General features: G+C 39.5%; 20 protein-coding genes and 1 tRNA gene. 7 read left to right on the forward strand and 14 right to left on the reverse strand.

All coding sequences use genetic code 11. The features are described 5' to 3' along the window. Positions 1–53: 53 nt before the first annotated feature. The 11 genes from RFH42_RS07255 to ettA form a co-directional block, all read right to left on the reverse strand. On the reverse strand, positions 54–821 hold the full coding sequence (locus RFH42_RS07255) for a sulfite exporter TauE/SafE family protein (protein WP_308974933.1): 768 nt from the start codon (positions 819–821) through the stop codon (positions 54–56). Positions 822–886: 65 nt separating this feature from the next. Further along, positions 887–1,792: a tRNA pseudouridine(55) synthase TruB gene (truB, locus tag RFH42_RS07260; RefSeq protein WP_308974934.1), complete on the reverse strand. Its 906-nt coding sequence runs from the start codon at positions 1,790–1,792 to the stop codon at positions 887–889. Between the two features lie 140 nt (positions 1,793–1,932). Further along, the gene (rplS, locus tag RFH42_RS07265) at positions 1,933–2,304 is read right to left on the reverse strand and encodes a 50S ribosomal protein L19 (RefSeq protein WP_016657710.1); all 372 of its coding nucleotides are present in this window, start codon (positions 2,302–2,304) and stop codon (positions 1,933–1,935) included. A 146-nt stretch (positions 2,305–2,450) separates the two neighbouring features. After that, complete coding sequence (gene trmD, locus RFH42_RS07270) at positions 2,451–3,191, reverse strand: tRNA (guanosine(37)-N1)-methyltransferase TrmD (protein WP_308974935.1); 741 nt, start codon at positions 3,189–3,191, stop codon at positions 2,451–2,453. Between the two features lie 41 nt (positions 3,192–3,232). Next, a complete protein-coding gene (gene rimM / locus RFH42_RS07275; protein WP_308974936.1) occupies positions 3,233–3,781 on the reverse strand; it encodes a ribosome maturation factor RimM in 549 nt (182 codons plus the stop codon). 13 nt (positions 3,782–3,794) lie between these two features. Then, positions 3,795–4,052, reverse strand: coding sequence for a 30S ribosomal protein S16 (gene rpsP / locus RFH42_RS07280; RefSeq protein ID WP_016657713.1), 258 nt, complete (start codon positions 4,050–4,052; stop codon positions 3,795–3,797). 257 nt (positions 4,053–4,309) lie between these two features. Next, positions 4,310–5,785, reverse strand: coding sequence for a hypothetical protein (locus RFH42_RS07285; RefSeq protein ID WP_308974937.1), 1,476 nt, complete (start codon positions 5,783–5,785; stop codon positions 4,310–4,312). Between the two features lie 77 nt (positions 5,786–5,862). Next, positions 5,863–6,531, reverse strand: coding sequence for a hypothetical protein (locus RFH42_RS07290; protein WP_308974938.1), 669 nt, complete (start codon positions 6,529–6,531; stop codon positions 5,863–5,865). Then, the gene (locus RFH42_RS07295) at positions 6,524–7,495 is read right to left on the reverse strand and encodes a PilW family protein (RefSeq protein WP_308974939.1); all 972 of its coding nucleotides are present in this window, start codon (positions 7,493–7,495) and stop codon (positions 6,524–6,526) included. Before RFH42_RS07295 ends, RFH42_RS07290 begins: the two co-directional genes overlap by 8 nt. Further along, positions 7,485–8,006 carry a type IV pilus modification protein PilV gene (gene pilV, locus RFH42_RS07300; protein WP_308974940.1) on the reverse strand — a complete coding sequence of 174 codons (522 nt, stop codon included), beginning with the start codon at positions 8,004–8,006 and terminating at the stop codon, positions 7,485–7,487. The genes RFH42_RS07295 and pilV overlap by 11 nt, the downstream gene beginning before the upstream one ends. A gap of 177 nt (positions 8,007–8,183) precedes the next feature. Next, the gene (ettA, locus tag RFH42_RS07305) at positions 8,184–9,845 is read right to left on the reverse strand and encodes an energy-dependent translational throttle protein EttA (RefSeq protein WP_308974941.1); all 1,662 of its coding nucleotides are present in this window, start codon (positions 9,843–9,845) and stop codon (positions 8,184–8,186) included. Between the two features lie 309 nt (positions 9,846–10,154). Between ettA and RFH42_RS07310 the strand changes: the two genes are divergently transcribed. From RFH42_RS07310 to RFH42_RS07325, 4 genes are all read left to right on the forward strand, one after another. Then, on the forward strand, positions 10,155–11,432 hold the full coding sequence (locus RFH42_RS07310; protein ID WP_308974942.1) for an O-acetylhomoserine aminocarboxypropyltransferase/cysteine synthase family protein: 1,278 nt from the start codon (positions 10,155–10,157) through the stop codon (positions 11,430–11,432). A gap of 285 nt (positions 11,433–11,717) precedes the next feature. After that, a complete protein-coding gene (locus tag RFH42_RS07315; protein ID WP_308974943.1) occupies positions 11,718–12,605 on the forward strand; it encodes an SDR family NAD(P)-dependent oxidoreductase in 888 nt (295 codons plus the stop codon). 252 nt (positions 12,606–12,857) lie between these two features. After that, positions 12,858–14,165 (forward strand): CitMHS family transporter, encoded by a 1,308-nt coding sequence (locus RFH42_RS07320; RefSeq protein ID WP_308974944.1) that lies wholly within the window; start codon positions 12,858–12,860, stop codon positions 14,163–14,165. A gap of 270 nt (positions 14,166–14,435) precedes the next feature. Continuing rightward, positions 14,436–15,494: a hypothetical protein gene (locus tag RFH42_RS07325; RefSeq protein WP_308974945.1), complete on the forward strand. Its 1,059-nt coding sequence runs from the start codon at positions 14,436–14,438 to the stop codon at positions 15,492–15,494. Between the two features lie 64 nt (positions 15,495–15,558). On the opposite strand, the gene RFH42_RS07330 is transcribed toward RFH42_RS07325, so the two are convergent. Continuing rightward, positions 15,559–17,910, reverse strand: coding sequence for a Tex family protein (locus RFH42_RS07330; RefSeq protein WP_308974946.1), 2,352 nt, complete (start codon positions 17,908–17,910; stop codon positions 15,559–15,561). Between the two features lie 572 nt (positions 17,911–18,482). Here RFH42_RS07330 and ompR point away from each other — a divergent pair. The 3 genes from ompR (at position 18,483) to RFH42_RS07345 (ending at position 22,479) form a co-directional block, all read left to right on the forward strand. After that, positions 18,483–19,247 carry an osmolarity response regulator transcription factor OmpR gene (gene ompR, locus RFH42_RS07335; protein ID WP_308974947.1) on the forward strand — a complete coding sequence of 255 codons (765 nt, stop codon included), beginning with the start codon at positions 18,483–18,485 and terminating at the stop codon, positions 19,245–19,247. Positions 19,248–19,285: 38 nt separating this feature from the next. Beyond that, positions 19,286–20,746 (forward strand): ATP-binding protein, encoded by a 1,461-nt coding sequence (locus RFH42_RS07340; RefSeq protein ID WP_308974948.1) that lies wholly within the window; start codon positions 19,286–19,288, stop codon positions 20,744–20,746. A 218-nt stretch (positions 20,747–20,964) separates the two neighbouring features. Continuing rightward, the gene (locus tag RFH42_RS07345) at positions 20,965–22,479 is read left to right on the forward strand and encodes an acetyl-CoA hydrolase/transferase family protein (protein ID WP_308974949.1); all 1,515 of its coding nucleotides are present in this window, start codon (positions 20,965–20,967) and stop codon (positions 22,477–22,479) included. A 104-nt stretch (positions 22,480–22,583) separates the two neighbouring features. On the opposite strand, the gene RFH42_RS07350 is transcribed toward RFH42_RS07345, so the two are convergent. Together RFH42_RS07350 and RFH42_RS07355 are read right to left on the reverse strand one after the other, a co-directional pair. Then, a complete protein-coding gene (locus tag RFH42_RS07350) occupies positions 22,584–23,318 on the reverse strand; it encodes a class I SAM-dependent methyltransferase (protein WP_308974950.1) in 735 nt (244 codons plus the stop codon). 128 nt (positions 23,319–23,446) lie between these two features. Continuing rightward, positions 23,447–23,522, reverse strand: a tRNA-Phe gene (locus RFH42_RS07355). Positions 23,523–23,726 lie beyond the last annotated feature (204 nt).

Below are 23,726 nucleotides of genomic sequence, written 5' to 3' on the forward strand. Positions count from 1 at the left end.
GACAATATCAAATATCACTTTATTCAGAGTATTCACATAAAAAACAGCTGAACTTAAACTAAAAAAACCTGATAAGCCAAACGACAAATTAATACACTAACCAAGATTAAAAATAAAATTCGGATAAAACTACTACCGTATTTTAAAGCAACTTTAACCCCAACAATTGCACCTAATACGTTAGCGACCGCCATAGTTAAACCATATTGAAAAATAATGTGCCCAGCAGGAATAAAAAAACTTAATGCTGCAAAATTAGTCATAAAATTTGCAATCTTAGACAGCGCAGAAGCATGTAAAAAATCAACTTTTAAATAACGAATAAAATAGAAAATAAAAAAACTACCCGTACCTGGGCCAAAAATTCCATCATAAAAACCAATCAACAAGCTACCTAGCCCAGCCAATAATAAGATCTGAGTAGTAATTACCTGTTCAACATGGTCTTGCCCAAACTGCTTCTTTAAAAAAGTATAAAGCGCAATCACTATAAGCATCACTAAAACTAAAGGCTTAAGTACCTCAGTCGGTACATAGCTTACGCCCATTGCCCCGATATAAGCCCCAATACAAGCACAGCCCCCAACCACCAGCAATAATCGCCAAGGCAAACGCACCCGACGCATAAATGAAAATGCAGCAGATGCCGTACCACAAATCGAGGCCAGTTTATTGGTACCAAAAATAGTTGCAGGTGCAGTAGAAGGCAAAGCACCCATTAATGCGGGAATTTGTATTAGACCACCACCGCCCACAGCGGCATCAATTGCTCCTGCACAAAAGGCAAAGAACACCAAAGTCAGAACTAAATCTAATTCCATGCGTATTTACTCTTTTGGCAGGACAATGATTTCAGCTTTAATGTGTAATATATAAGTTTATATTTTTAAAGATTAAGTACTCGTTTAGGGATTAAACGTTTTTTATCACTAATCTCAGCAAGCCCCAAACAACGCTCGCCATCAAATACCAACACTTGTGCTGCTGCAGCATGTTCAATATTACTCTCCATACCCCGACTAAAATATTCCGCACGACCTTCTGGCGCTTGGATCTGAGGTAAATGAGCAACCGGAGCATAACAAGGCAGTAATAATGCTTCACGTTCGGCTTCAGTTAAAGATTCTAAATATTCAATGGTATATTCAGGTAATAACTCAAAATCACCGGTTTGTACACGATGCAAATATGTAAGATGCCCCACTGTATCTAAGGCCTTAGCAATATCTTCACCTAATACACGAATATATGTACCCTTCGAACAGCAAATATCTAGATGAATACTATCCTGATCAAAATCAAGAAGCTCAATAGAAAGCACCTTGATCGGACGCGCTTCACGTTCAACTTCAATACCCTGACGTGCCAACTCATATAGAGGACGTCCTTGCTTTTTTAAAGCCGAATACATTGGTGGAATCTGCTGAGTTTCCCCTAAAAATTGTGCAAGCACCTGTTCAATCATCGCCTTATTCAGCACAGGTACAGCTTTTTCTTCCAACACTTCTCCCTCAATATCGCCTGTTGTAGTACAACTGCCAAGCTTTACCACTGTGTGATAACGTTTATTTGAATCAAGTAAGAAGTGTGAAAATTTGGTCGCCTCACCCAAACAAATCGGTAATAGGCCACTTGCGAGTGGATCAAGTGCCCCTGTATGACCAGCCTTCTCAGCGCGAAATAAATAGCGCACTTTTTGTAAGGCTGCATTAGAACTTAAACCTAATGGCTTATTCAGAAGAAATACACCACTAATTTGACGGCGCTTAATTTTGGGACGAGCTACATTCATAAAAAAGCTGAGTTGATCCAAGGTGCGCTCATGTTAACAATTCATGTGCAATATTTATAGGAAAAAGCTGGTTGCAATGATTTTTAGACAAAAAAAATGCGCCAATCGGCGCACTTTTTTCTGCAAATAAACGCGGTTGATTAACCTTGTTTACGAGCTGGCAATTTTTCACGAATACGTGCAGCTTTACCAGACAATTCGCGTAGGTAGTAAAGTTTAGCACGACGAACGTCACCACGACGTTTCACTTCGATTTTAGCAACGATTGGTGAATGTGTTTGGAAAACACGTTCAACACCAACACCGCTAGAGATTTTGCGAACAGTGAAAGCAGAGTTCAAGCCACGGTTTTTCTTAGCGATTACAACACCTTCAAATGCCTGAAGACGCTCACGCTCACCTTCTTTTACTTTTACTTGAACGATGACTGTATCACCTGGTGCAAAAGCAGGAATATCTGTTTTTAACTGTGCATTTTCAACAGCTTGTACTAAAGGATGTTTACCACTCATTGTGGGAATCTCCAATATGTGCAGATCAGAAGAGGTCTGATGACTGCTGGGGATAGAGGCTAAAACGCGTATCGACCCGGTTATCTTTCCCTTTTATTGTTGACCTTTTCAAACAATAAAGGGCCTATATGAAAAGATTTAAATTCTTAAGACTTCAAATCTTTGAGCCATTTCTTTTGCTGCTTTGTCAGTTCCACCTGTTCAACCAATTCTGGTCGACGTTGTTGTGTACGCTGATAACGCTGCAAAAACCGCCATTTTTCAATATTTGCATGATGCCCTGATTTTAAAACCGCAGGCACATCCAAACCTTCAAACTGGTCTGGCTTGGTGTATTGTGGGCAATCTAATAAACCATCCACAAAAGAATCTTGCTCTGCCGATTGTTCATCAGACATTGCATTCGGTAAACGCCGAATAATACTGTCCAATAAAACCATCGCAGGAAGTTCACCCCCTGATAAAACATAATCACCAATCGACCATTCTTGATCGACATATTTCTGGATCAAACGTTCATCAACGCCCTCATATCGTCCACACAACACAATTAATCCGTCATAATTGACAAATTGTTGCACTGCTGACTCATTTAAGGTCTTACCTTGTGGCGACATATACACCACAGGAACATGAACACATCCTGCTTGCTTTGCAAGCTGTTTGGCATGCTGAATCGCTTTAGACAGAGGTTCTGCCATCATCACCATACCTGGACCACCACCAAATGGACGTTCATCCACTCTTCTGTAGTTGCCCTCAGCAAAATCACGAGGATTAATACAATCAACTTGTATCAATTCACGCTTTGCTGCGCGTCCGCTAATGCCGTAGGCTGTAATCGCTTCAAACATTTCAGGAAAAAGCGTTATGACTGCAAAATACACCGCAGACTCCTCAATTTTCCTGCTGTGTTGGTCCTTTCGGACTAATAATCTACGCCCCAATTTACGTAGATACGACCAGCTTCGAGATCAACTCGCTGTACCACATCTTTATGCCATGGAATCATACGTTCCTCACCATCAATGCTTTCAGCCGTTGCATGAACGACCATGACATCATTGGCACCTGTTTCGAATAATTCGTGAATTTTCCCGAAATTAATTTCTTGCTCTTGATCATCAAGGCCTAGTACAACTAACCCTTTCAAATCAGACCAATAGTATTCATCGACCCCAGGTTGAGGTAACTGTGATTTTGCAATCCAGATATTAGCGCCAACCAAGCTATCCGCCATAGTGCGATCTGTAACGCCCTTTAGCGAAGCCACCAAGCCTTTGCCATGTGGTTTCCAACGTTTAACATCTACTGTCTGCCAACCTGCTTTAGTTTCAATAAACCAAGGAAGGTAATCAAACACGTTGCTCATAGGTTCTGTATTGGAATAGACCCAGAGCCACCCATTTAATCCATATGCTGAACGTAACTGTCCAATCTGAATACGATCTTCTGGAACATTCTGTGCTGGTATCATGGGTTACCTACACTTATGCAGTTGCAGCAGCTTTCTTAGCTTGAGCAGCTAAAGAAGCAACACGTTCAGACGGCTGAGCGCCTAAAGCAACCCAATGTGCAAAACGATCAGCATCTAAACGAAGTTTTTCTGCTTGACCTTGAGCTGTAGGGTTAAAGAAACCAATACGTTCGATGAAACGACCGTCACGCGCATTGCGGCTATCAGTTACAATAACTTGATAGAACGGACGTTTTTTAGCACCACCGCGTGCTAGGCGAATTACGACCATGTTAATACTCTCACATGAAGGAAAAACTTTTTAGATTCGGTTGAACCTAAAAAGGCGGATATTTTACGATATTTTAAAGATAAGTGAAAGCTCAATATTTGAGTTATCCGCAATTTTGAATTTATTCTTGTCTAAGCCAACGCGATTTTTAACTCTAACCTCGTCTTTTGGTAATGTTTTTATTTACATCAACTTTAAATACTTTCCAGTCACATAATAGTTGAAATCAAAAGTGCTCAACACATATACCCTAAAACTTATTCAGGTTGAGTTTCTGTCCAATTAAGTCTTTGTAACTGCATATCAAGTTGTAGACATTGATTTTGATTTAGACTCTGACAAATTTTATTTTGTATATTAAATAATCCATTCAATAAAATATTTCTCCATGTCTCTTGTTTGAGCTTCCATGAAAAATGATCTGTAATCATGCCTCCACCAAGCAATACTTGTTCAACACCTGAAGGACTCAAATTTTGAGCAAGACATATTTGCCTAGGCAAGCACAACCGATATAAATAAGTTTGCCCTTGCTTAAAATCATTTTGGCACTGTTTTAAATATGGATGCAGACTCAAGTTTTGTTTTGTTTGCCTATAAACATGCGCATATAAGACATTATTCATGACAATAATATTGCCAATGCCTGTATTTACCTCAGCCTGCTGTATTGGTGCCTGATATGGATACCACCAACCATATTGCTTAGGGTTATTTTTTAAAGCATTATCCATTGATTCAATACGGACAAGTTGATCAAATTTCACACTCTCTGTATTTAATTGCTTTGTAGAGTACAAATCTGGCCGTCCGAGATCATAATCATAAACTGCAAATAAACCATCATACTTGTTTGTCTCAACCTCATTTAAAGCAATTAAAGGATGGCCTGAATGTAGAATAATACTGACATACGGTGTTTGCTGATTCGATTGCAAATGAATTGACACACTAGGCATATGATAAAAACGAGGGCTTGCCCCTTGCTCTTGATGCACATCTAATATCTTTACAATACGTTTAACCAAGGACTGTTCTGCTCGCACCTGATTATTCAAATCCACACGAAAAACTTGCCCACCCAAATCTGCAAAATACAATGTATCCACCAAACCATCTGCATCTCGGTCAATCGTATTAATCTGAGCAACCACACTATATTTTAATGCTGCATGATATGTAGCTTGGGCCGCACCTAATGTCTGGGTTGCATTTGCACTCGCCCACCATAATAACGCTCCATTTTGGGCATCAAACATATAAATACCCGCACCATTCGCAAGGGCTGGATTGTAATGTGGGCACCAATATCCCTGATCTTGAAATCGAACATCTCTACAATTTACAGCACCAATCGCATCATAACCACCACCAACAAAGAAGACTAATTTGGGTTGCCCTTGCCAGTTAATATAACCCAAACTTGGCTTAGACCAGCTCTGCCCCATATAGCGTAAAGCTGCAAAAGTATTCCGATGATTCCCCATGACGACTTGTTGTTGATCTGGTTCAATACTCAGCAAAGGAAGCGACGTATTCTCTCGATCACTGATCTGTTCAATCTGATAGCGACGTCCTGTAGATCCTGCTCCAACATAGCGCCTCTTTTGCATGTCTGTTACAGCCAATAACGTTGCCTCAGCAGGTACACTGAATGCTTCTACTGCTGGCTGGCACTGTGTTTCATTATGATCTGTTATGGGTACAGTTTGCCCTAAACCGACAACAAACATCAAAGTGCATATAAATATTATTATTCTTTGTTTTATCTTCACATTATTCCTTAAGCAAATTACTCTAATTCATTCACCTACCCAATACGCCCATATATACCATAAACTGCATGCTGCACATTAAACCTAGCATTTGATTGAGATAAACAAAACTGCGCCTGCTGTTGAGCTTGTTGTAAACAACCTTCTATATGTGATAAGGCTTGTTGATCCGATTGAGTGACAACCGAAATTACTGTGACTTCAAATTGCTGAGCTAAATTTGTGAAGTGACTTTGTCCTAAACTCATTGCAACAGGACTCCCCATCAAAGGTGGAAGCCGATGATGATTCTTTCTTATATACAACTGAGATAACACTCGACCATGCTCTATATTTGATGAATTTATCTGACAAAAACCACGGCGACTGCTCACTTTTCCGCGGTCATTAATCACTCCCATCTGCTGTATATCAAGTGCTAGAACTGTTGTCCTATAACAGGACACCAATTCATTTTGGTCGTGTTGATGATCCTGAAAATATACCCATATCGCGGGCCAAGCCATGGGTTGATTGATCAGTTTTTTATCTTCTAAAGCAAATAAAACTGCATCGGAGTTTTGCCATAATTGAACATAAAGTTGACTTTGACGTGCTTGCCCCAAACTCAAAATGCTCGATCGAATTGCTATTGTTGAAATCAAGGACAAAAGCAAAATAACGACTAAGACCAATAATAAAGTTGCACCTTTCTGTCTAATCATGACCCACTTGGCCTTGCACATTTCGTAACATAACCACTTGACTCACGGCTCTACGCAAATGCTGTTGCTGCTCTTTTTTTAAAACTAAATTCTGCCCAAGTAATGGATAATGAGGAGGTACACTTTTTTGCCTCGAACTCATACTTGGCAAATTTGAGCGCAATAATAGCCCGACTTCAATTGATACCACCTGATAGGGCTGTGTCGAATCAAATACTTGTGCAGCCATCGCAGTCTGGTACTGATCAATACCCATATAGGTTAATTGCCCCTTAATATTTTGCACCCCCAACTTTATCTTGAATGCCTCAACCCCTTTGATCAGTTGTTGTCCTCCACCATTTAAACCATGAATTGTGCTATCACCTGATCTATACCACCCACTTTCACAAAATAGAGAATAACTTTCCCTCCCCTCAGTCATCTGTTGTCGATCTGGTGCAATAAAATAACGATTAACAATCATTTTGGTGCTTTCATTTTCTACTTCATCTCTCTCAATTTGTCGTCCTTCACAATCAATACCCACAACAGATGTTTTCATATGCTGTGGTTTAATTTGCTCAGTCTCTGTTGCGACATAGGGTGGTTGATATTGGATAAGGAGTTGATCACTTTTTTCTACGGTCCCACCCTCACTGTATGCATGCTTAGTCACAAATGCATCAATATTTTGCTTAATACTTTGAGGTAAATTAGTTTGAATAAAAATAATGCCAGATCCCTCAACATGTGGGCTTATGTGGCCTCTAGAAAGCGTATTGAAGTTAATTTGTCTTAAATCTTTTGTGAGTACTCCGACTCCCCAATTTTCTTGCTGCTGTATATCATCCAAAGCATATTGTGTCTGCAACACACGCTGAGTATGAATAAATAAGGTTATAGCAGCTAACATCACAATGCCGCCAAGCACCAAAGCCATGGTGAGTTCTAACAAACTGAAGCCGTCTGAGCTAATCCACATAAGTATAGGCCTCCAGCACCATACAACGTGTATGGGTAGAATAAACTGCTGTTTGAGTACAATCTTTTATGTCTTGAGTTGATGCTAATGCCTTCTTCTGCCAAGCGATGTAAATACACTGCTTATTTGTCCAAGCCGGTCTACAAGGTAAAAGTGCAATATTCATTGATTTCGTCAGTGCTTTTTGCCTCACTTGCATAAAATCAAACTCAGCCATCATTGCAGCAGAACAAAATATGGGCGCCATACAAGAGTGATTTACCCCATTAGATAAAAAATCCTTTTTATGCATAAACCCTTGAGGATTAACGCGAATGCGCTCTGATAAATCACGTGCTAAATGATAAGCCTCAATATAATGACCCGCCTCTTGAGTTGCCGATAATGCACGTACTTGTAAAGTGGTGTACCCCAAAATACTGACCATGAGTAAAAATAAGGCCACTAAAACTTCGACCAAACCAACACCTTGCTGCTGAGACTTCAGGTCTGAATTGGATGCCATGTTCATAGTGAGTTCTTTTTATTATTGGCCTCCAAGCATCATAATCATTCTGAATTACATACCAATCAAATGCTGATCAGATAGCTAAAAAATCGGATGATCAAAATAAACATCTATATAAAAAAATTCCAGCCTAAGCTGGAATTTTTTATTGAAGCTTATAAAAGCTTAATCACGGTCAGATTAACCTGTAATCTTTCTGTACTTCTTACGCTTTGAATCAATTTCATCACCCAATTTAGCGCGACGATATGCTTCATATTCAGCATAGTTACCCGTATAGAATTCAGGTTGCTCATTTTCAAATGACAAAATATGCGTTGCAATACGGTCTAAGAACCAGCGGTCATGCGAAACAACCATAACTGTACCAGGGAAGACTAAAATAGCATCTTCAAGCGCACGCAAAGTTTCAATATCAAGATCGTTTGATGGTTCATCGAGTAAGATTACGTTAGCGCCTTGCTGTAAGATTTTCGCTAACTGTAAACGGTTACGCTCACCACCAGATAACTCACCTACACGTTTTTGCTGATCTTGGCCTTTGAAGTTAAAACGGCCAATATATGCACGTGAAGCAATTTCATAATCGCCCACTTTTAGGATATCAAGACCACCTGAAACTTCTTCCCAAACAGTCTTATTGTTATCTAAAGTGTCACGAATCTGACCAACATAAGCAACTTTTACAGATTCACCTAGAGTTACTGTACCTGTATCAGGTGTTTGTTCGCCTGTCATCATACGGAATAACGTTGTTTTACCCGCACCGTTTGGACCCACGATCCCAACGATCGCAGTTGGTGGCACAGTAAATGTTAAATTCTCGTAGAGTAAACGACCATCAAATGACTTACTGATGTTTTCAACTTCAACCACCTTATTGCCTAAACGTGGGCCTGGTGGAATATAAATTTCTGAAGTTTCATTACGTTGTTGGAACTCTTTAGAGTTAAGTTCCTCAAAACGCTCCATACGTGCTTTGTTTTTCTTTTGCTGACCTTTTGCATTAGAGCGTACCCACTCCAATTCTTTTTTCAACGCTTTCGCAAAAGATTCTTCTTGTTTCTGCTCTTGCTCTAAACGCGCATTCTTCTGCTCTAACCATGAAGAATAGTTACCTTGATAAGGAATACCATGTCCACGGTCAAGTTCCAAAATCCATTCGGCAACATTATCTAAGAAATAACGGTCATGGGTAATTGCCACAATTGTGCCTGGGAAGTCTTTAAGGAAGCGTTCCAACCAACTCACAGATTCTGCATCTAAATGGTTCGTCGGTTCGTCAAGTAACAACATGTCAGGTTTAGACAATAACAAACGACATAGTGCTACACGACGACGCTCACCACCTGAGAGTAAAGTCACATCTGCATCCCAAGCTGGTAAATTCAATGCAGCAGCAGCAATTTCCAACTGGTTATTCAGATTGTGTGCATCCCAAGCATGAATAATCGCTTCAAGCTTTTCTTGCTCTTTCGCTAGCGCATCAAAATCAGCATCTTCAGCAGCATACTCTGCAAATACTTCATCTAAACGAGCCAAAGCATCAAGTGCTTCACGCACACCATCTTCAACGTTACCACGAACATCTTTGTTTGGATCAAGAGGTGGCTCTTGCTCTAGATAACCGATTTTAATCCCCGGTTGAGCACGTGCTTCTCCCGAGAAATCTTTATCTACACCCGCCATAATCCGGAGCAATGTAGACTTACCTGCACCGTTTAGACCTAGTACACCAATTTTCGCACCAGGAAAAAATGATAAAGAGATGTCCTTTAAGATTTCGCGCTTAGGCGGAACCATTTTGGACACACGGTTCATCGTGTAAATATATTGGGCCACGTAGGACTCCTCAGTTAAATAACCTAAATATCGCGTATGCGAAAAAATTCCCCAGCATTATACGATGAAAGTAGCGAAAAAATAAGGCATGTCTTTACAATCAAGATAAACATGACAAAGTCGCCATCAACGTAAGTAAAATAAGATTATGTCTCTATAACAGTTATAAAATATTGGTAAATATTTTATAAAATTTGATCTATCTATATAATTTTTAAATATAAATATTGAGATAAAAACACTCTTTCTTTGCAAAGGATAAGTGCTACACTTGTTGCACAAATAATGTCACTCAAAGATGATGGAATCATGACGTATAAAGATGAGACCCTAGCTATTCATGCGGGTTACAGCCCTGAAAGTACAACCAAAGCGGTTGCCGTTCCGATTTATCAAACCACTTCTTATGCCTTCGATGATACACAGCATGGCGCAGATTTGTTTGACTTAAAAGTACAAGGCAACATCTATACACGTATTATGAATCCAACCACTGCAGTGCTTGAACAACGCCTTGCAGCACTTGAAGGTGGGATTGGAGCATTGGCAGTAGCATCAGGGATGTCAGCTATTACTTATGCAATTCAAACCATTACTGAAGCTGGCGATAACATTGCCTCAGTTTCTACACTTTATGGTGGCAGTTACAACTTATTTGCACATACCCTTCCTAAACAAGGGATTGAAGTTCGCTTCTTTGATTATCAAGATCCTGAAGCACTACACAAACTTATTGATGAAAAAACCAAATTGGTTTTTGTTGAATCAATTGGTAACCCTCTTGGGAATATCATTGACTTAGAAGCAATTGCAAAAATTGCACACCAATACGGTGTTCCTGTAGTAGTAGACAATACTGTTGCCTCTCCTGCTCTACTCAAACCATTTGAACATGGTGCGGATATCGTGGTGCATTCTTTGACCAAATATATTGGTGGTCATGGTAATAGTATTGGTGGCGCTATTGTTGATAGCGGGAAATTCCCTTGGGGTAAATACCCTGAGCGTTTTAAAGTATTAAACACACCTGACCCAAGTTATCATGGTGTTAACTATGTCGAAGCATTAGGCGATGCTGCATATATCGCACGTGCGCGTGTTGTACCTTTACGCAACACTGGTGCTGCAATTAGTCCTCTTAGTGTATTCCTCATTTTACAAGGTTTGGAAACACTAAATTTACGTATGGAGCGCCATACTGAAAATGCTATTCGTGTTGCTGAGTACCTTCAAGCCCACCCTAAAGTAAAATGGGTCAACTATGCTGGTCTAAAAGATCATCCTCAGCATCACCTTGCACAAAAATATCTCAAAGGTAAACCATCTGCAATTTTATCTTTTGGGGTACAAGATGGTCGTGAAGGGGGAACACGTTTTATTGATGCATTACAACTATTTACACGTCTAGTTAATATTGGTGATGCGAAAAGTCTTGCTTGTCATCCAGCAACAACAACGCACCGTCAACTCAATGAAGAAGAGTTAAAATCTGCAGGTGTAAGCATTGATATGGTTCGTCTTTCTATTGGGATTGAACATATTGATGACCTCATTGCTGATCTAGAGCAAGCGTTAGCACAGGTTTAAATGCTATACTAAGACAGCGTAAAATAAGTAAAGGCCGAGCAATAATCTCGGCCTTTACTTATTGAAAACACCAACCAGCCTTGCTTAAACATGTATGGATCTTTTTTAAATCATATTCCTTCTACGCCTTATTTAATGATCCCTAACCAAGATCAAAACAAAGAATATGGCACTAGAAATAATCAAAATATTAGTTATTATAAAAATGCAAAGCCACTTAACACTGCTTTGCCTTTCAAATAACAATTAGTATTTTAAAGATGATTTGCAGATCAGGGAAAATTTATGAATCAAAAATTAGAGCAACTTTTTAATGCCAAAGTAAATGGTAAGACGGTACTAATTACTGGAGCATCAAGTGGGATTGGTTTAACCATTGCAAAAAAACTTGCCGCAAATGGTGCTCATGTTTTATTGCTTGCACGCACTGTGGAAACACTAGAGCAAGTAAAGCAAGAGATTGAAACAGAAGGCGGTAAGGCCACAATTTTCCCTTGTGATCTTAATGAAATGCCTGAAATTGATCGTGTATCTAAAGAGATCTTAGCCAGTGTGGATCATATCGACATCCTCATTAATAATGCAGGACGTTCTATACGCCGAGCAGTACACGAATCCATTGATCGTTTTCATGATTTTGAACGCACAATGCAATTAAACTATTTTGGTGCCATTCGACTTGTATTGAATATCCTACCTCAAATGATTAATCGACGAGATGGACATATCATTAATATTAGTTCGATTGGCGTCTTGGCAAACGCAACTCGTTTTTCGGCTTATGTTGCCTCAAAAGCAGCTCTAGATGCCTTTAGTCGTTGTCTCTCGGCAGAAGTACATAGCCATAAGATTGCAATCACTTCCATCTATATGCCACTCGTGCGTACACCAATGATTGCTCCAACGAAAATCTACAAGTATGTTCCAACACTTTCACCAGAACAGGCCGCTGACTTAATTGCTTACGCTATCGTCAAACGCCCTAAAAAAGTAGCGACCCACCTAGGACGTTTAGCATCACTCACATATTCGGTTGCGCCTGGAATTAACAATAAATTAATGTCAATTGGTTTTAATCTCTTCCCAAGCTCTACAGCTTCAGTTGGCGATCAAGCAAAATTAACTTGGGTACAACGTGCTTATGCTCGACTCTTCCCTGGAGAGCATTGGTAACCTCCCCTTTACCCTCAATCCAACCCAAAGCCAAGCTTTGGGTTTTTTTATGCAAGTCAATTTCACGACATGGAGTAATTTTTCAACATCAACTGAGACACAGTCCGAAAAACACCCTCGCAAAATACAATTTAGTTGGCATAAAATAAAAAAACGGTAATAATTAAAACTTGTAATACATTTGTATTCTGATCATTAAATTTAAAATCCAAACAAAAACCAAGGATATCAGATTTCTTAGGGAGCATCCGTTTGTTAACATTCATTGGAATTTCAATTATTGTCATTATTGTTGCATTATTAATGACTGGAAAAACAAGTCCTATTATTGCCATGGCTGTTGTACCATTATTTGGTGCACTCATTGCTGGCTTCTCAATTACTGAAATTTCGACTTTTTTTGAGGCAGGTCTAAGTAAAGTAAGTAAAGTTGCAGCAATGTTTTTATTTGCCATTTTATTTTTTAGTATTTTAAAAGAACTTCACATATTCGACCCTCTCATTAAACACATGATTCGTCTAACACGCGGCAATGTTATTATTGTCGCCGTTATGACAGCATTTATTGCAGCAATTGTGCACCTAGATGGTTCTGGTGCTGCAACATTTCTGATTATCATTCCTGCTCTACTTCCTCTATATCGTCAATTGGGAATGAGTCCATACCTTATGCTCTTACTTATGGCTGGAAGTATGGGTGTCATGAATATGGTCCCTTGGGGTGGCCCGCTTGGCCGTGCCTCAGCAGTAACTGGAATTGATGCCGCTCATCTTTGGCAAAGCCTCATTCCAATTCAAATTATTGGAATACTCGGAATGATGGGGTTTGCTGTACTCATGGGTATACGAGAAAAGAAGAGAATTCTTGCTGCTCAGGCTCTAGGTACTACGCCTTTTGAACAAGACTACCTTTTGTCAGATGTCGCTATAGATCTCACTGAAGAACAGAAACCAAAGAAATTTTGGCTCAACATTAGCACCATCATTATTGCCATTCTTTGCTTAGCCTTTGGTTTATTTTCAGCACCTTATGTCTTTATGCTTGCCTTAGCGATAACACTGTTACTTAATTTCCCTAAACCTAAACAACAAATGGAAATTATCAGTAAACATGCCCCTCAAGCACTCAACATGGTCGCTATTATTTTTGCAGCAGGAGCCTTTCTCGGCATTCTATCCGAATCAGGTATGCTCAAATCAATTGCTGTTGACCTTATTCACGTACTCCCTTCAAATTGGATTGGCAGTTTACACATTATGGTCGGTATTTTAGGTGTTCCTTTAGATCTACTGACCAGTACTGACGCTTATTATTTTGCTTTACTTCCTATTATTCATGAAGTCACTTCAACTGCAGGTGTACCTGTAGATTCAGTTGTCTACGCTATGGCGATTGGAAACAATGCCGGGACTTTCGTTAGTCCTTTCTCTCCAGCCACATGGCTTGCAATGGGGCTTGCTGGCACAGATATGGGACGACATCTTCGTTATTCATTCTTTTGGATTTGGTTCTTTAGCTTCTTTACCCTTAGCACTGGTTTCCTGCTTGGACTCTACTAACGTCACACACAGTTAAAAATGAACAGCCCGTCTCAGTAGAGAGGGGCTTTTTACACAAAATATCTCAGTGTATTTATGAAAAATCACTCAATTTAAGCTATTGAGTTACCAAAAAAATAACGTATTTAAATCCATCTTCTTTGTGAACTTAATAATAGAAAAACCTATCAAACCAATAAAATATAGCCAACTGAATCAAAAATATATAGAATATATGCGATTAACATTTAATCACAAATAAGATTTAATAAACAATAGAAGTAACAAACAATGGTTAAAAAATTAGGATTTTTCATTCCGCTGGTTCTAACACTTACTGCATGTGGTGGTGGTAGCGATGATAGTAACGGCTCAACAAACGGCCCCAATACTGGAAACAATAAAATTCAATGCAACAAAGGTATCCCGAGCGGGATGACCCCATTGGGTAGAGGAATTTTTGATCAAGATCTTTATAGTATAGATACTCAATATGATTCAAACCTACCACCCTCTCAAGCAAAACCACATCTTGTAGGTGAAAAACTTTCTCTTAATAAACACACCCTATACACCAGTACAGTTGCAATCAGCCACCCTGAAAGTGAAGTTGAAACGCAAAGCCATAACTTTGATTATCTACTCAATGACAAAGGCCTGTTTACAACAAAAGAATATACTCAAGCAAACGATGGCAGTTGGCCAATTGGTTATATTCACTCAATGAGTGAAAATCAAATTACATTCAATCATTTTAATGATGTATGTGATCTAGAAGTTTACTCAAGCGATCTAGAACTTGAAAAAATTGACTTATCTGGGCAGCCTATTTCTCTGCTCTTTGAACAAGACCAGAATGTTTCACATATAGGCTATAAGCATATTGAGAATGGATTTGGATATTTTATAGACCCAAGCTGGCCAATTTCTGCTGAAGAGAAACAGAGAAAACAAAACTTTGAGATTATGCTAAAAGATAAGACATTATTTCCAACAGGTTCATATGTTTATCTCATGAAGCCGATCAAACAGAATTCAACAGTTTACTATTTCGATGAAGAGCCAACAGATTATTCAACCCTACAAGATTGGGCAAAAAATACATATAAGAACCATAAAAATTGGAAAGAAATAAAGGTAGGAGGTTATCAAGTACTTCAAGCGCTCAATGATGATCAAACATACAACTGCTCTATTGATCCTGCAATCTTAAAAGATGGTAAAGTTTATGATGGTGAATGTGAATTAGCAGGAAAAATCACTGATAAATTCAATATAGACTTCTATATGAACAAAAGCACCTATGATGCTGTACGCACTCAACTTAAAACATATTATGGTTTTAAATAACACAAACCATAACAAAAAACCGCTTAGATATTAATCTAAGCGGTTTTTATTAGAATCTTGAGTCTTATTTCGACCCTTTAATCCCTGCTTGTAATAACAAAGCCCCTAAACCACCGATTTTATTCTCTTGTGGTTTCGCAGCCTGTGGTTTATTACGCTGCGGACGGTCACCTTGTGGGCGTGCTTGTTGTGGACGTTTTGCCTGTGGTTTACGCTCAGTACGTTGTTCATTCTGACGTGGTTGCTGACGCGCAGCTTTAGCCGCTGAAGCAGAACCCTCAGGACGCATTGATAGATTGACACGCTTACGTTCAACATCTACTTGAATCACACGTACTTGTACGATTTGTCCAGGCTTAACCACTTTATGTGGATCAGAGACAAATTCATTCGCCAACTCAGAAATATGAATCAAACCATCTTGGTGTACGCCAACATCAACAAATGCACCAAAGTTTGTTACGTTGGTAATCACACCTTCAAGCTGTAAACCTTCAGTAAGTTGAGCAACCTCAGTAATGTCTTCACGGAATTTCGCAGTACGGAACTCTGGACGAGGATCACGACCTGGTTTTTCCAGTTCACTCAATACGTCTTGGATTGTTGGCAAACCAACTTGATCATTAACAAAATCTTCTGCTTTCACTTGGCGCAAGATTTCTGTATTACCGATGATATCTTTTACTGTGGTCGCTTTAGATGTCACGATATGTTCAACTAATGCATAGCGCTCAGGGTGAACAGAAGAAGCATCTAAAGGTTCAGAACCTTCAAGAATACGTAAGAAACCAGCAGCTTGTTCAAAAGTACGTTCGCCTAAACGTGGTACATTTTTCAAAGCCTGACGATTATCAAAGCGTCCATTTTCTTTACGGTAATCAACTATTTGTTGTGCAATTGCCTTATTGAGACCAGCAATATAACCCAAGATTGCAGCTGAGGCAGTATTTACATCAACACCTACAGAGTTTACACAGTCTTCAACGACTGCATCGAGTGTCTTCGCTAAACCAGTTTGGTTCACATCATGCTGATATTGACCTACGCCAATTGACTTCGGATCAATTTTCACAAGCTCTGCCAATGGGTCTTGTAGACGGCGAGCAATAGATACAGCTCCACGAATAACCACATCCAATTCTGGCAGCTCTGCTGCTGCAAGCTCTGATGCTGAATAAACAGATGCCCCAGCTTCACTTACAGTAACACGTGTCAAATTAAGATCTGCATTTTCAGCCATCATTTCAGCAACAACAGCTTCGGTTTCACGGCTTGCTGTACCATTACCAATTGCAATTAAATCAACATTAAATTCACGGCATAAACGTGCAAGCTCAGCAATTGAACCAGCTTTATCTTCTTTAGGTGCAAATGGGTAAATAGTGCTGTGAGCAACAACATCACCTGAGGCATTTACTACAGCCAATTTAACACCAGTACGAATACCAGGATCTACACCCAAGGTGCAGCGTGCACCTGCTGGAGCTGATAGTAACAAGTGACGTAAGTTTTCAGCAAAAACCTGCATCGCTTCAGCTTCGGCTGCCAAACGCTTTTCAGTCAATAAAGAGTGTTCAATACTCGGGCGAACTTTACCCAACCAAAACAATTGAGCTGTTTTCTTTAAGAAGTCTTGACGAGCCTGTGGCTGAACCTGCTCAAGAGCATATTCTGTTTCAATTTGAGCAAGTGGTTGAGTATCTTCACCATCCACTTTTAAACCTAAAACATTTTCTTGACGGCCACGTAACATTGCCAATAAACGATGTGAAGGTACTTTATTTAAGTTTTCAGAGAACTCAAAATAATCTCTGAATTTCTTACCAACTTCTTTCTTTTCTTCACTAGCAACGAGACTTTTAAGTACTGCTTCTTTTGCAAAAATAGACTTCAACGTTGTTGTGAGTGCAATATTTTGTGCCCATTCATCAATAATGATGTGTTGAATAGCATCAAGCTGACTCTCTACATCGCTATAGTCTTCATGACTAAAGCCTTGCAATGCTGCTTCTGGGTCAATATTTTCCGTTAAAATCTTGTCAGCAATCGGGCCTAAGCCAGCTTCTTTAGCTTTAAATGATTTACTGGTACGTTTCGGGCGATATGGTGCATAAATTTCTTCTAGCACATTTTTTGTTTCTGCAGCATTTACTCGAGCAAGCAAATCATCTGATAGTTTATTTTGTTCTTGCAGAGACAAAATTACTTTTTCACGTCTTTCGAATAAATCACGTAAATACGCTAAACGCGTATCAAGTTGGCGCAACTGCGTGTCGTCTAAGCCTTGCGTTACTTCTTTACGGTAACGTGCAATAAATGGAACGCTGGCACCTTCATCAATTAACTTGATGGCAGCCTCTACTTGGTTAGGACGTACGGCAAGCTCACTTGCCAACTGCTGAACTAAGTCAGTCATCGTGTTTAATTCCACAGGGATAAGGACTAAAAGTTAGTGATTATAAAGACCAAGACTATAAAATCCACAACTGTTTTACATTTTCTTCTTTTATTAACCCACAAACGCTTGATTTCACATCAATTTTTAAGAAATTTATTCCTTATTTTCTGTGCGTAATTGAAGTCCTGTTTACAATCGCAGAGCTTATCATTGCTTGAGTTGGCTATATACTAATTTTTCACTGACCTGCTTTCAATAGCTGCTTGAACATTCCAAACAAGTTTTTCTCAAAAATATTTAATTTACATTGAAATTCAAATCATTTTAAGTTTTAGCCTCAGTATCACCACCACATCTGTAAATAATGTAATAGCCTAGTCAAATTTAGTCATAAAGTACAATAAATCATCAAATTAACCAATTCAACCAACATAATCCCTTTCAAATGCCACAAGATGTTGCTTTTTGGTATTTTAATACTCGACATAAATTGTGTTTTTGAGCAAATTGATACATAGTCTTAACAACGAGTTAGGCAGTATACTGAGCTATACCCATATCTATAATTAACTATGTTTACGGAGTGCATCATGAGTTTGGTTGTACCTGCTGAAAATACGGATATTGTACATAATGACACTGATCGTGTTGAACGCATTCTAGTCGTCGATGACGATGTCCGTTTGCGTACTTTATTACAACGTTTCCTTGAAGATAAAGGCTTTGTAGTCAAAACGGCACATGATGCAACACAAATGGATCGTTTATTACAACGTGAGTTATTTTCACTGATCGTACTCGACTTCATGCTTCCTGTTGAAGATGGTCTAAGCATCTGCCGCCGCTTGCGTCAATCTAACATTGACACCCCTATTATTATGCTGACCGCACGTGGTAGTGATGCTGACCGTATTGCTGGGCTCGAAGCTGGTGCGGATGACTATTTGCCAAAACCTTTCAATCCAAATGAACTTCTTGCACGTATTCGTGCAGTATTACGCCGCCAAGTGCGTGAAGTTCCAGGTGCGCCAAGCCAAAATATTGAAGTTGTTTCATTTGGACCATGGTCACTAGACTTATCAACACGTACATTGACTCGTGAAGGTCAAGTTGTCACCCTGACTACAGGGGAGTTCGCTGTACTCAAAGCACTGGTACAACACCCTCGAGAACCATTAACACGCGATAAATTAATGAACTTAGCTCGTGGTCGTGAATGGGGAGCTATGGAACGCTCAATCGATGTACAAGTTTCTCGCTTACGTCGTTTGATCGAAGAAAACCCCGCACGTGCTCGCTACATTCAAACAGTGTGGGGTGTTGGCTATGTTTTCGTTCCAGATGGTGCTGAATAAGCTATTCACGATTTAAAACTTCATTCTAGGAATATGCTGTGAAATTAGAGCCCTCAGATCTACGTGAATTTAAAGACTACGAAGCCTATTCGGAGAAAAAGCGTACGACCTGGGAGCGATTCCTTGACAAGATCAAACCGCGTTCCGCAGCAATGCGGACTACGGTCTTGGTTATTTTTGTTGTTTTTATTAGCTGGTTTACCACACTGTGGTTTTTCTGGCGCACGTTGTATTTACCTGAAATCCAACAACATGCTCGTTATATCGCACTTGAACTCGAAATCATCAATAATCCAAAATTGCGCGTCTTTCATGACAAAGCAGAACTTGATGCTGAACAATGGCTCTACAAACGTATGGGCATTGAATACATCACCGACCCAGATAAGTTTCCCAATGTAAAAGACAAATTAGTTGCAGACTACATTACAAGTCATATTGAAGAAAAATTAGCACAAGAACTTGCTATTAAAGATGTAGAGGTTTATTTCCAATTTAAGCCAAGCCCAAGTATTTGGATCCAAACACCAGAAATGCATGGTAATTGGGTAAGAGAACCACTAAAAACTTATGCCAACTATAGTTCTGAGCTTGTCTTTGGTTGGTTACTAGGCGTACCGATTTTATCGTTTATTATTATTTTAACTTTAGTTCGACAATTAAATCGACCTTTACGTCGCCTACAAAATGCAGCGAATCAATATACAAAAGTAGGTACAGCACCCTATTTAGAAACAAACCATGGCCCCCAAGAAATTCGCGAGGTCAACCAAGCCTTTAACCGCATGATCTATACGCTTGACCAAACTGAACGAGATCGCATGATCATGTTAGCGGGTATTTCTCATGATTTAAGAACCCCCCTAACCCGTATTCGTTTAAGTGCAGAAATGATGCCTGACGAAGACTTCCTCAAAGAAGGCTTAATTTATGATGTTGAAGACATGGATGCCATCTTGAGTCAGTTTATTTCCTATATGCGCGATGGCTCCGATGAAGAATTGCAAGACACTAACATCAATACATTATTACAAGAGCTTGTGATTCAATTTAAACCCTTAGATATTCGCTTTACCCCTCAAGCACTCCCAATTATTTCTGCCCGCTCGCTTTCACTTAAGCGTCTGATTGGCAATCTCATTAATAATGCGAAACGCTATGGTGCCGAACCAATCGAATTATCGGCTTCCTTACACGCACAACAAATCAAAATTTGCGTTGCTGATCATGGCGAAGGTATTCCAGATGATCAAATCTCTGAGCTTATGCAGCCTTTTGTTCGAGGTAATTCTGCACGAACTGTTCAAGGAAGCGGCTTAGGTTTAGCAATTGTAAAACGAATAGTTGATATCCACCAAGGTGAGCTTTATATTCATAATCGTGAATCTGGTGGACTAGAAGCGATTATCACTTTACCTTTACAACCTACAACTTCAGATACTGTAACTCCCAACAGTACTTTAGGCAAAATTAAGCAAAGTTTGAGCGATCGCCTATAGAAAAACCCAACAACTGCTTAATAAACAAGCAGTTATTTTTCACACCCAGCCTTAAGAACTGCATTTTTTAACTTTAAATATCAATAAGTTACATACCATAAATTTTATTTATGGTGATATTTATTTGAAAAATTAGACCTTAGCCTAATAGCGATGCACATTAACTTAAGGCATGGGTAAAATCCCTACCATACCCGAGATGTAATTGAGAGATAAAAATGGCAATGGACCGTATTCGTTTAGCTTCACTCCACGACAAAGTAATCAGCGCAGAACAAGCTGCAAAGTTTATTGAAGATGGTATGACTGTTGGTATGAGTGGATTCACTCGCGCTGGTGAAGCTAAAGCAGTTCCTTTAGCCTTGGTTAAACAAGCCCAAGCTAATCCTTTAAAAATTACCCTAATTACAGGCGCAAGCTTAGGTAACGATCTCGACAAACAACTCACTGAAGCGGGTGTACTTGCACGTCGTCTTCCATTCCAAGTTGATAACACACTACGTCGTGCAATCAACAAAGGCGAAGTGATGTTTATTGATCAGCACTTGTCTGAAACTGTTGAACAAATGCGTAACCAACAGCTTAAACGCCCTGATGTAGCGGTAATTGAAGCAGTTGCAATCACTGAAGATGGTGGCATTATTCCAACAACTTCAGTAGGTAACTCTGCTAGTTTTGCTATTTTTGCAGACAAAGTCATTGTTGAAATTAATACTTCACTAGACCCAGCATTTGAAGGTCTACACGATATTTATATCCCAAGCTACCGCCCAACACGTCAACCAATTCCATTAACAAAAATTGATGAGCGTATTGGTACAACAGCAATCCAAATTGATCCATCAAAAATCGTTGGTATTGTATTTAACGATACAGCAGATTCACCATCTACAGTGACTGAACCAGATGATGAAACTCAAGGTATTGCTAACCACCTTATTGCTTTCTTTGAGAAAGAAGTTGCTGAAGGTCGTTTACCTAAAGACTTAGGACCACTTCAAGCAGGTATTGGCTCAATTGCCAATGCAGTACTTACAGGTCTTAAAGATTCAAACTTTGAAGATCTCGTTATGTATTCAGAAGTACTTCAAGACTGTACTTTTGAACTCATTGATGCTGGAAAAATGAAATTCGCTTCAGGTTCTTCAATCACTCTCTCTCAACAGTGTGGCGACCGCGTATTTGGCAATATTGAAGCTTATAAAGACAAACTTGTTCTACGTCCACAAGAAATTTCAAACCACCCAGAACTTGTTCGTCGTCTAGGTATTATCGGTATCAACACTGCACTTGAGTTTGATATTTACGGCAACGTAAACTCAACTCACGTATGTGGTACTAAGATGATGAATGGTATTGGTGGTTCTGGTGACTTCGCACGTAATGCTCACCTAGCTATTTTCGTGACCAAATCAATTGCAAAAGGTGGCGATATTTCATCAATCGTTCCTATGGCTTCTCACGTTGACCACAGCGAACATGATGTTGACATCCTAGTAACCGAACAAGGTCTGGCAGACTTACGTGGTCTTGCTCCACGTGAACGTGCTAAAGCAATTATTGATAACTGCGCACACCCAATGTACCGTGATGCATTGAATGACTATTTTGATCGCGCATGCGCAATCGGTGGACACACACCGCATATCCTACGCGAAGCACTCTCTTGGCATTCAAATTTTGAAGAAACAGGTCATATGCTTACAGCTGAAGCACAAAGCAAAATCGCTTAAGCTGAAATAGAATGACTCAAAAGACCCGCTAAATCATTCTAGCGGGTTTTTTATGCTTTTATTATGGGGAAACACCACTCAGCACTCTCTACGCTACTCAGCGCTTATTTTAAACGCCCCACCCGCATAAAAATTGGAAAGCAGAGATCGAATGTCACGTCCTGCTGTCGCTCTACATATGCACGAATTTCTTGTAAAGGATCTTGTTTATTTTTAATGACATAGTGCTTTAAGGCAGACCATGTTGATAAATAATTCAACAACTGCTCTCCACTCCAGCTATAACACATAGACAAATCAGGCATAACAATTTCATCAAAAGGAAATGGAATCGTCTTATAAGATGCATCTATGTATTGGCGTTCGGCATCCCAATACATCTTAAGCTTTTGCGTATAAAGTTCTTGCACAAGTTGATTAAGTTCGGTATTTGAAAGCTCTAGCACACCATAACCAATCACAGCCAATACACCATTAGGCTTTAGACAACGGTGCACTTCTCTATAGAAACCTTCAAAATCAAACCAATGAATAGCTTGTGCCACCGTAATTAAATCAAAGCTCTGCATAAAGAAACTGGTTTTTTCTGCCAGTTGCACCTGATAACTGACATTTTCTAAGCGAGGAGCTTGCTCCAACTGTTGAGAACTTAAATCGGTAGCGACAACATGTTCAAAATATGGCGCCAGCAATTGAGTAAACTGTCCTGAGCCAGCCGCACAATCCCAAGCCAATTGTTGTTCTGGCACATAAGGTAAAATCGCCTCTAACACAGCGAGCGGGTAACTCGGTCGAGCTTGTTGATACAGCCGACTTCCTGTCGAAAATAAATCTTTCATCTAATTAATATTTGTTATTTATTTACCAAGTGGCACTATATATACCACCAAGCCAAGAACAATAACTAAGTTTTATATTTTTTTACAATAAAAAAAGCCTATCTTAAATAAGATAGGCTTTTTGAATATGGTGGCGAGACCCAGGATCGAACTGGGGACACACGGATTTTCAATCCGTTGCTCTACCTACTGAGCTATCACGCCGATGCGGTGTATTAAGCCGTATCTAGAATAATTAGTCAATAAAAATCATCTATTTTTAACTTGATCGGATAATTTTTATTCAAAAAAAATCCCTGATGGGATCAGGGATTGAAAACATTTAAATACGTTTTTGAATATGGTGGCGAGACCCAGGATCGAACTGGGGACACACGGATTTTCAATCCGTTGCTCTACCTACTGAGC

Source organism: Acinetobacter rudis (genome assembly GCF_031157835.1).
In the GTDB taxonomy this organism is placed as follows: Bacteria; Pseudomonadota; Gammaproteobacteria; order Pseudomonadales; family Moraxellaceae; genus Acinetobacter; species Acinetobacter rudis_A.

Bases quoted from the DNA above. Each gene is read 5' to 3' on its own strand.
- pilV (WP_308974940.1), bottom strand. From the start codon at position 8,006: ATGAACATGGCATCCAATTCAGACCTGAAGTCTCAGCAGCAAGGTGTT.
- RFH42_RS07310 (WP_308974942.1), top strand. From the start codon at position 10,155: ATGACGTATAAAGATGAGACCCTAGCTATTCATGCGGGTTACAGCCCT.
- rimM (WP_308974936.1), bottom strand. From the start codon at position 3,781: ATGATACCAGCACAGAATGTTCCAGAAGATCGTATTCAGATTGGACAG.
- RFH42_RS07325 (WP_308974945.1), top strand. From the start codon at position 14,436: ATGGTTAAAAAATTAGGATTTTTCATTCCGCTGGTTCTAACACTTACT.
- ompR (WP_308974947.1), top strand. From the start codon at position 18,483: ATGAGTTTGGTTGTACCTGCTGAAAATACGGATATTGTACATAATGAC.
- RFH42_RS07255 (WP_308974933.1), bottom strand. From the start codon at position 821: ATGGAATTAGATTTAGTTCTGACTTTGGTGTTCTTTGCCTTTTGTGCA.
- RFH42_RS07330 (WP_308974946.1), bottom strand. From the start codon at position 17,910: ATGACTGACTTAGTTCAGCAGTTGGCAAGTGAGCTTGCCGTACGTCCT.
- RFH42_RS07295 (WP_308974939.1), bottom strand. From the start codon at position 7,495: ATGTGGATTAGCTCAGACGGCTTCAGTTTGTTAGAACTCACCATGGCT.
- rplS (WP_016657710.1), bottom strand. From the start codon at position 2,304: ATGAGTGGTAAACATCCTTTAGTACAAGCTGTTGAAAATGCACAGTTA.
- rpsP (WP_016657713.1), bottom strand. From the start codon at position 4,052: ATGGTCGTAATTCGCCTAGCACGCGGTGGTGCTAAAAAACGTCCGTTC.
- RFH42_RS07350 (WP_308974950.1), bottom strand. From the start codon at position 23,318: ATGAAAGATTTATTTTCGACAGGAAGTCGGCTGTATCAACAAGCTCGA.
- RFH42_RS07290 (WP_308974938.1), bottom strand. From the start codon at position 6,531: ATGATTAGACAGAAAGGTGCAACTTTATTATTGGTCTTAGTCGTTATT.
- RFH42_RS07345 (WP_308974949.1), top strand. From the start codon at position 20,965: ATGGCAATGGACCGTATTCGTTTAGCTTCACTCCACGACAAAGTAATC.
- RFH42_RS07285 (WP_308974937.1), bottom strand. From the start codon at position 5,785: ATGTTTGTTGTCGGTTTAGGGCAAACTGTACCCATAACAGATCATAAT.
- truB (WP_308974934.1), bottom strand. From the start codon at position 1,792: ATGAATGTAGCTCGTCCCAAAATTAAGCGCCGTCAAATTAGTGGTGTA.
- RFH42_RS07315 (WP_308974943.1), top strand. From the start codon at position 11,718: ATGAATCAAAAATTAGAGCAACTTTTTAATGCCAAAGTAAATGGTAAG.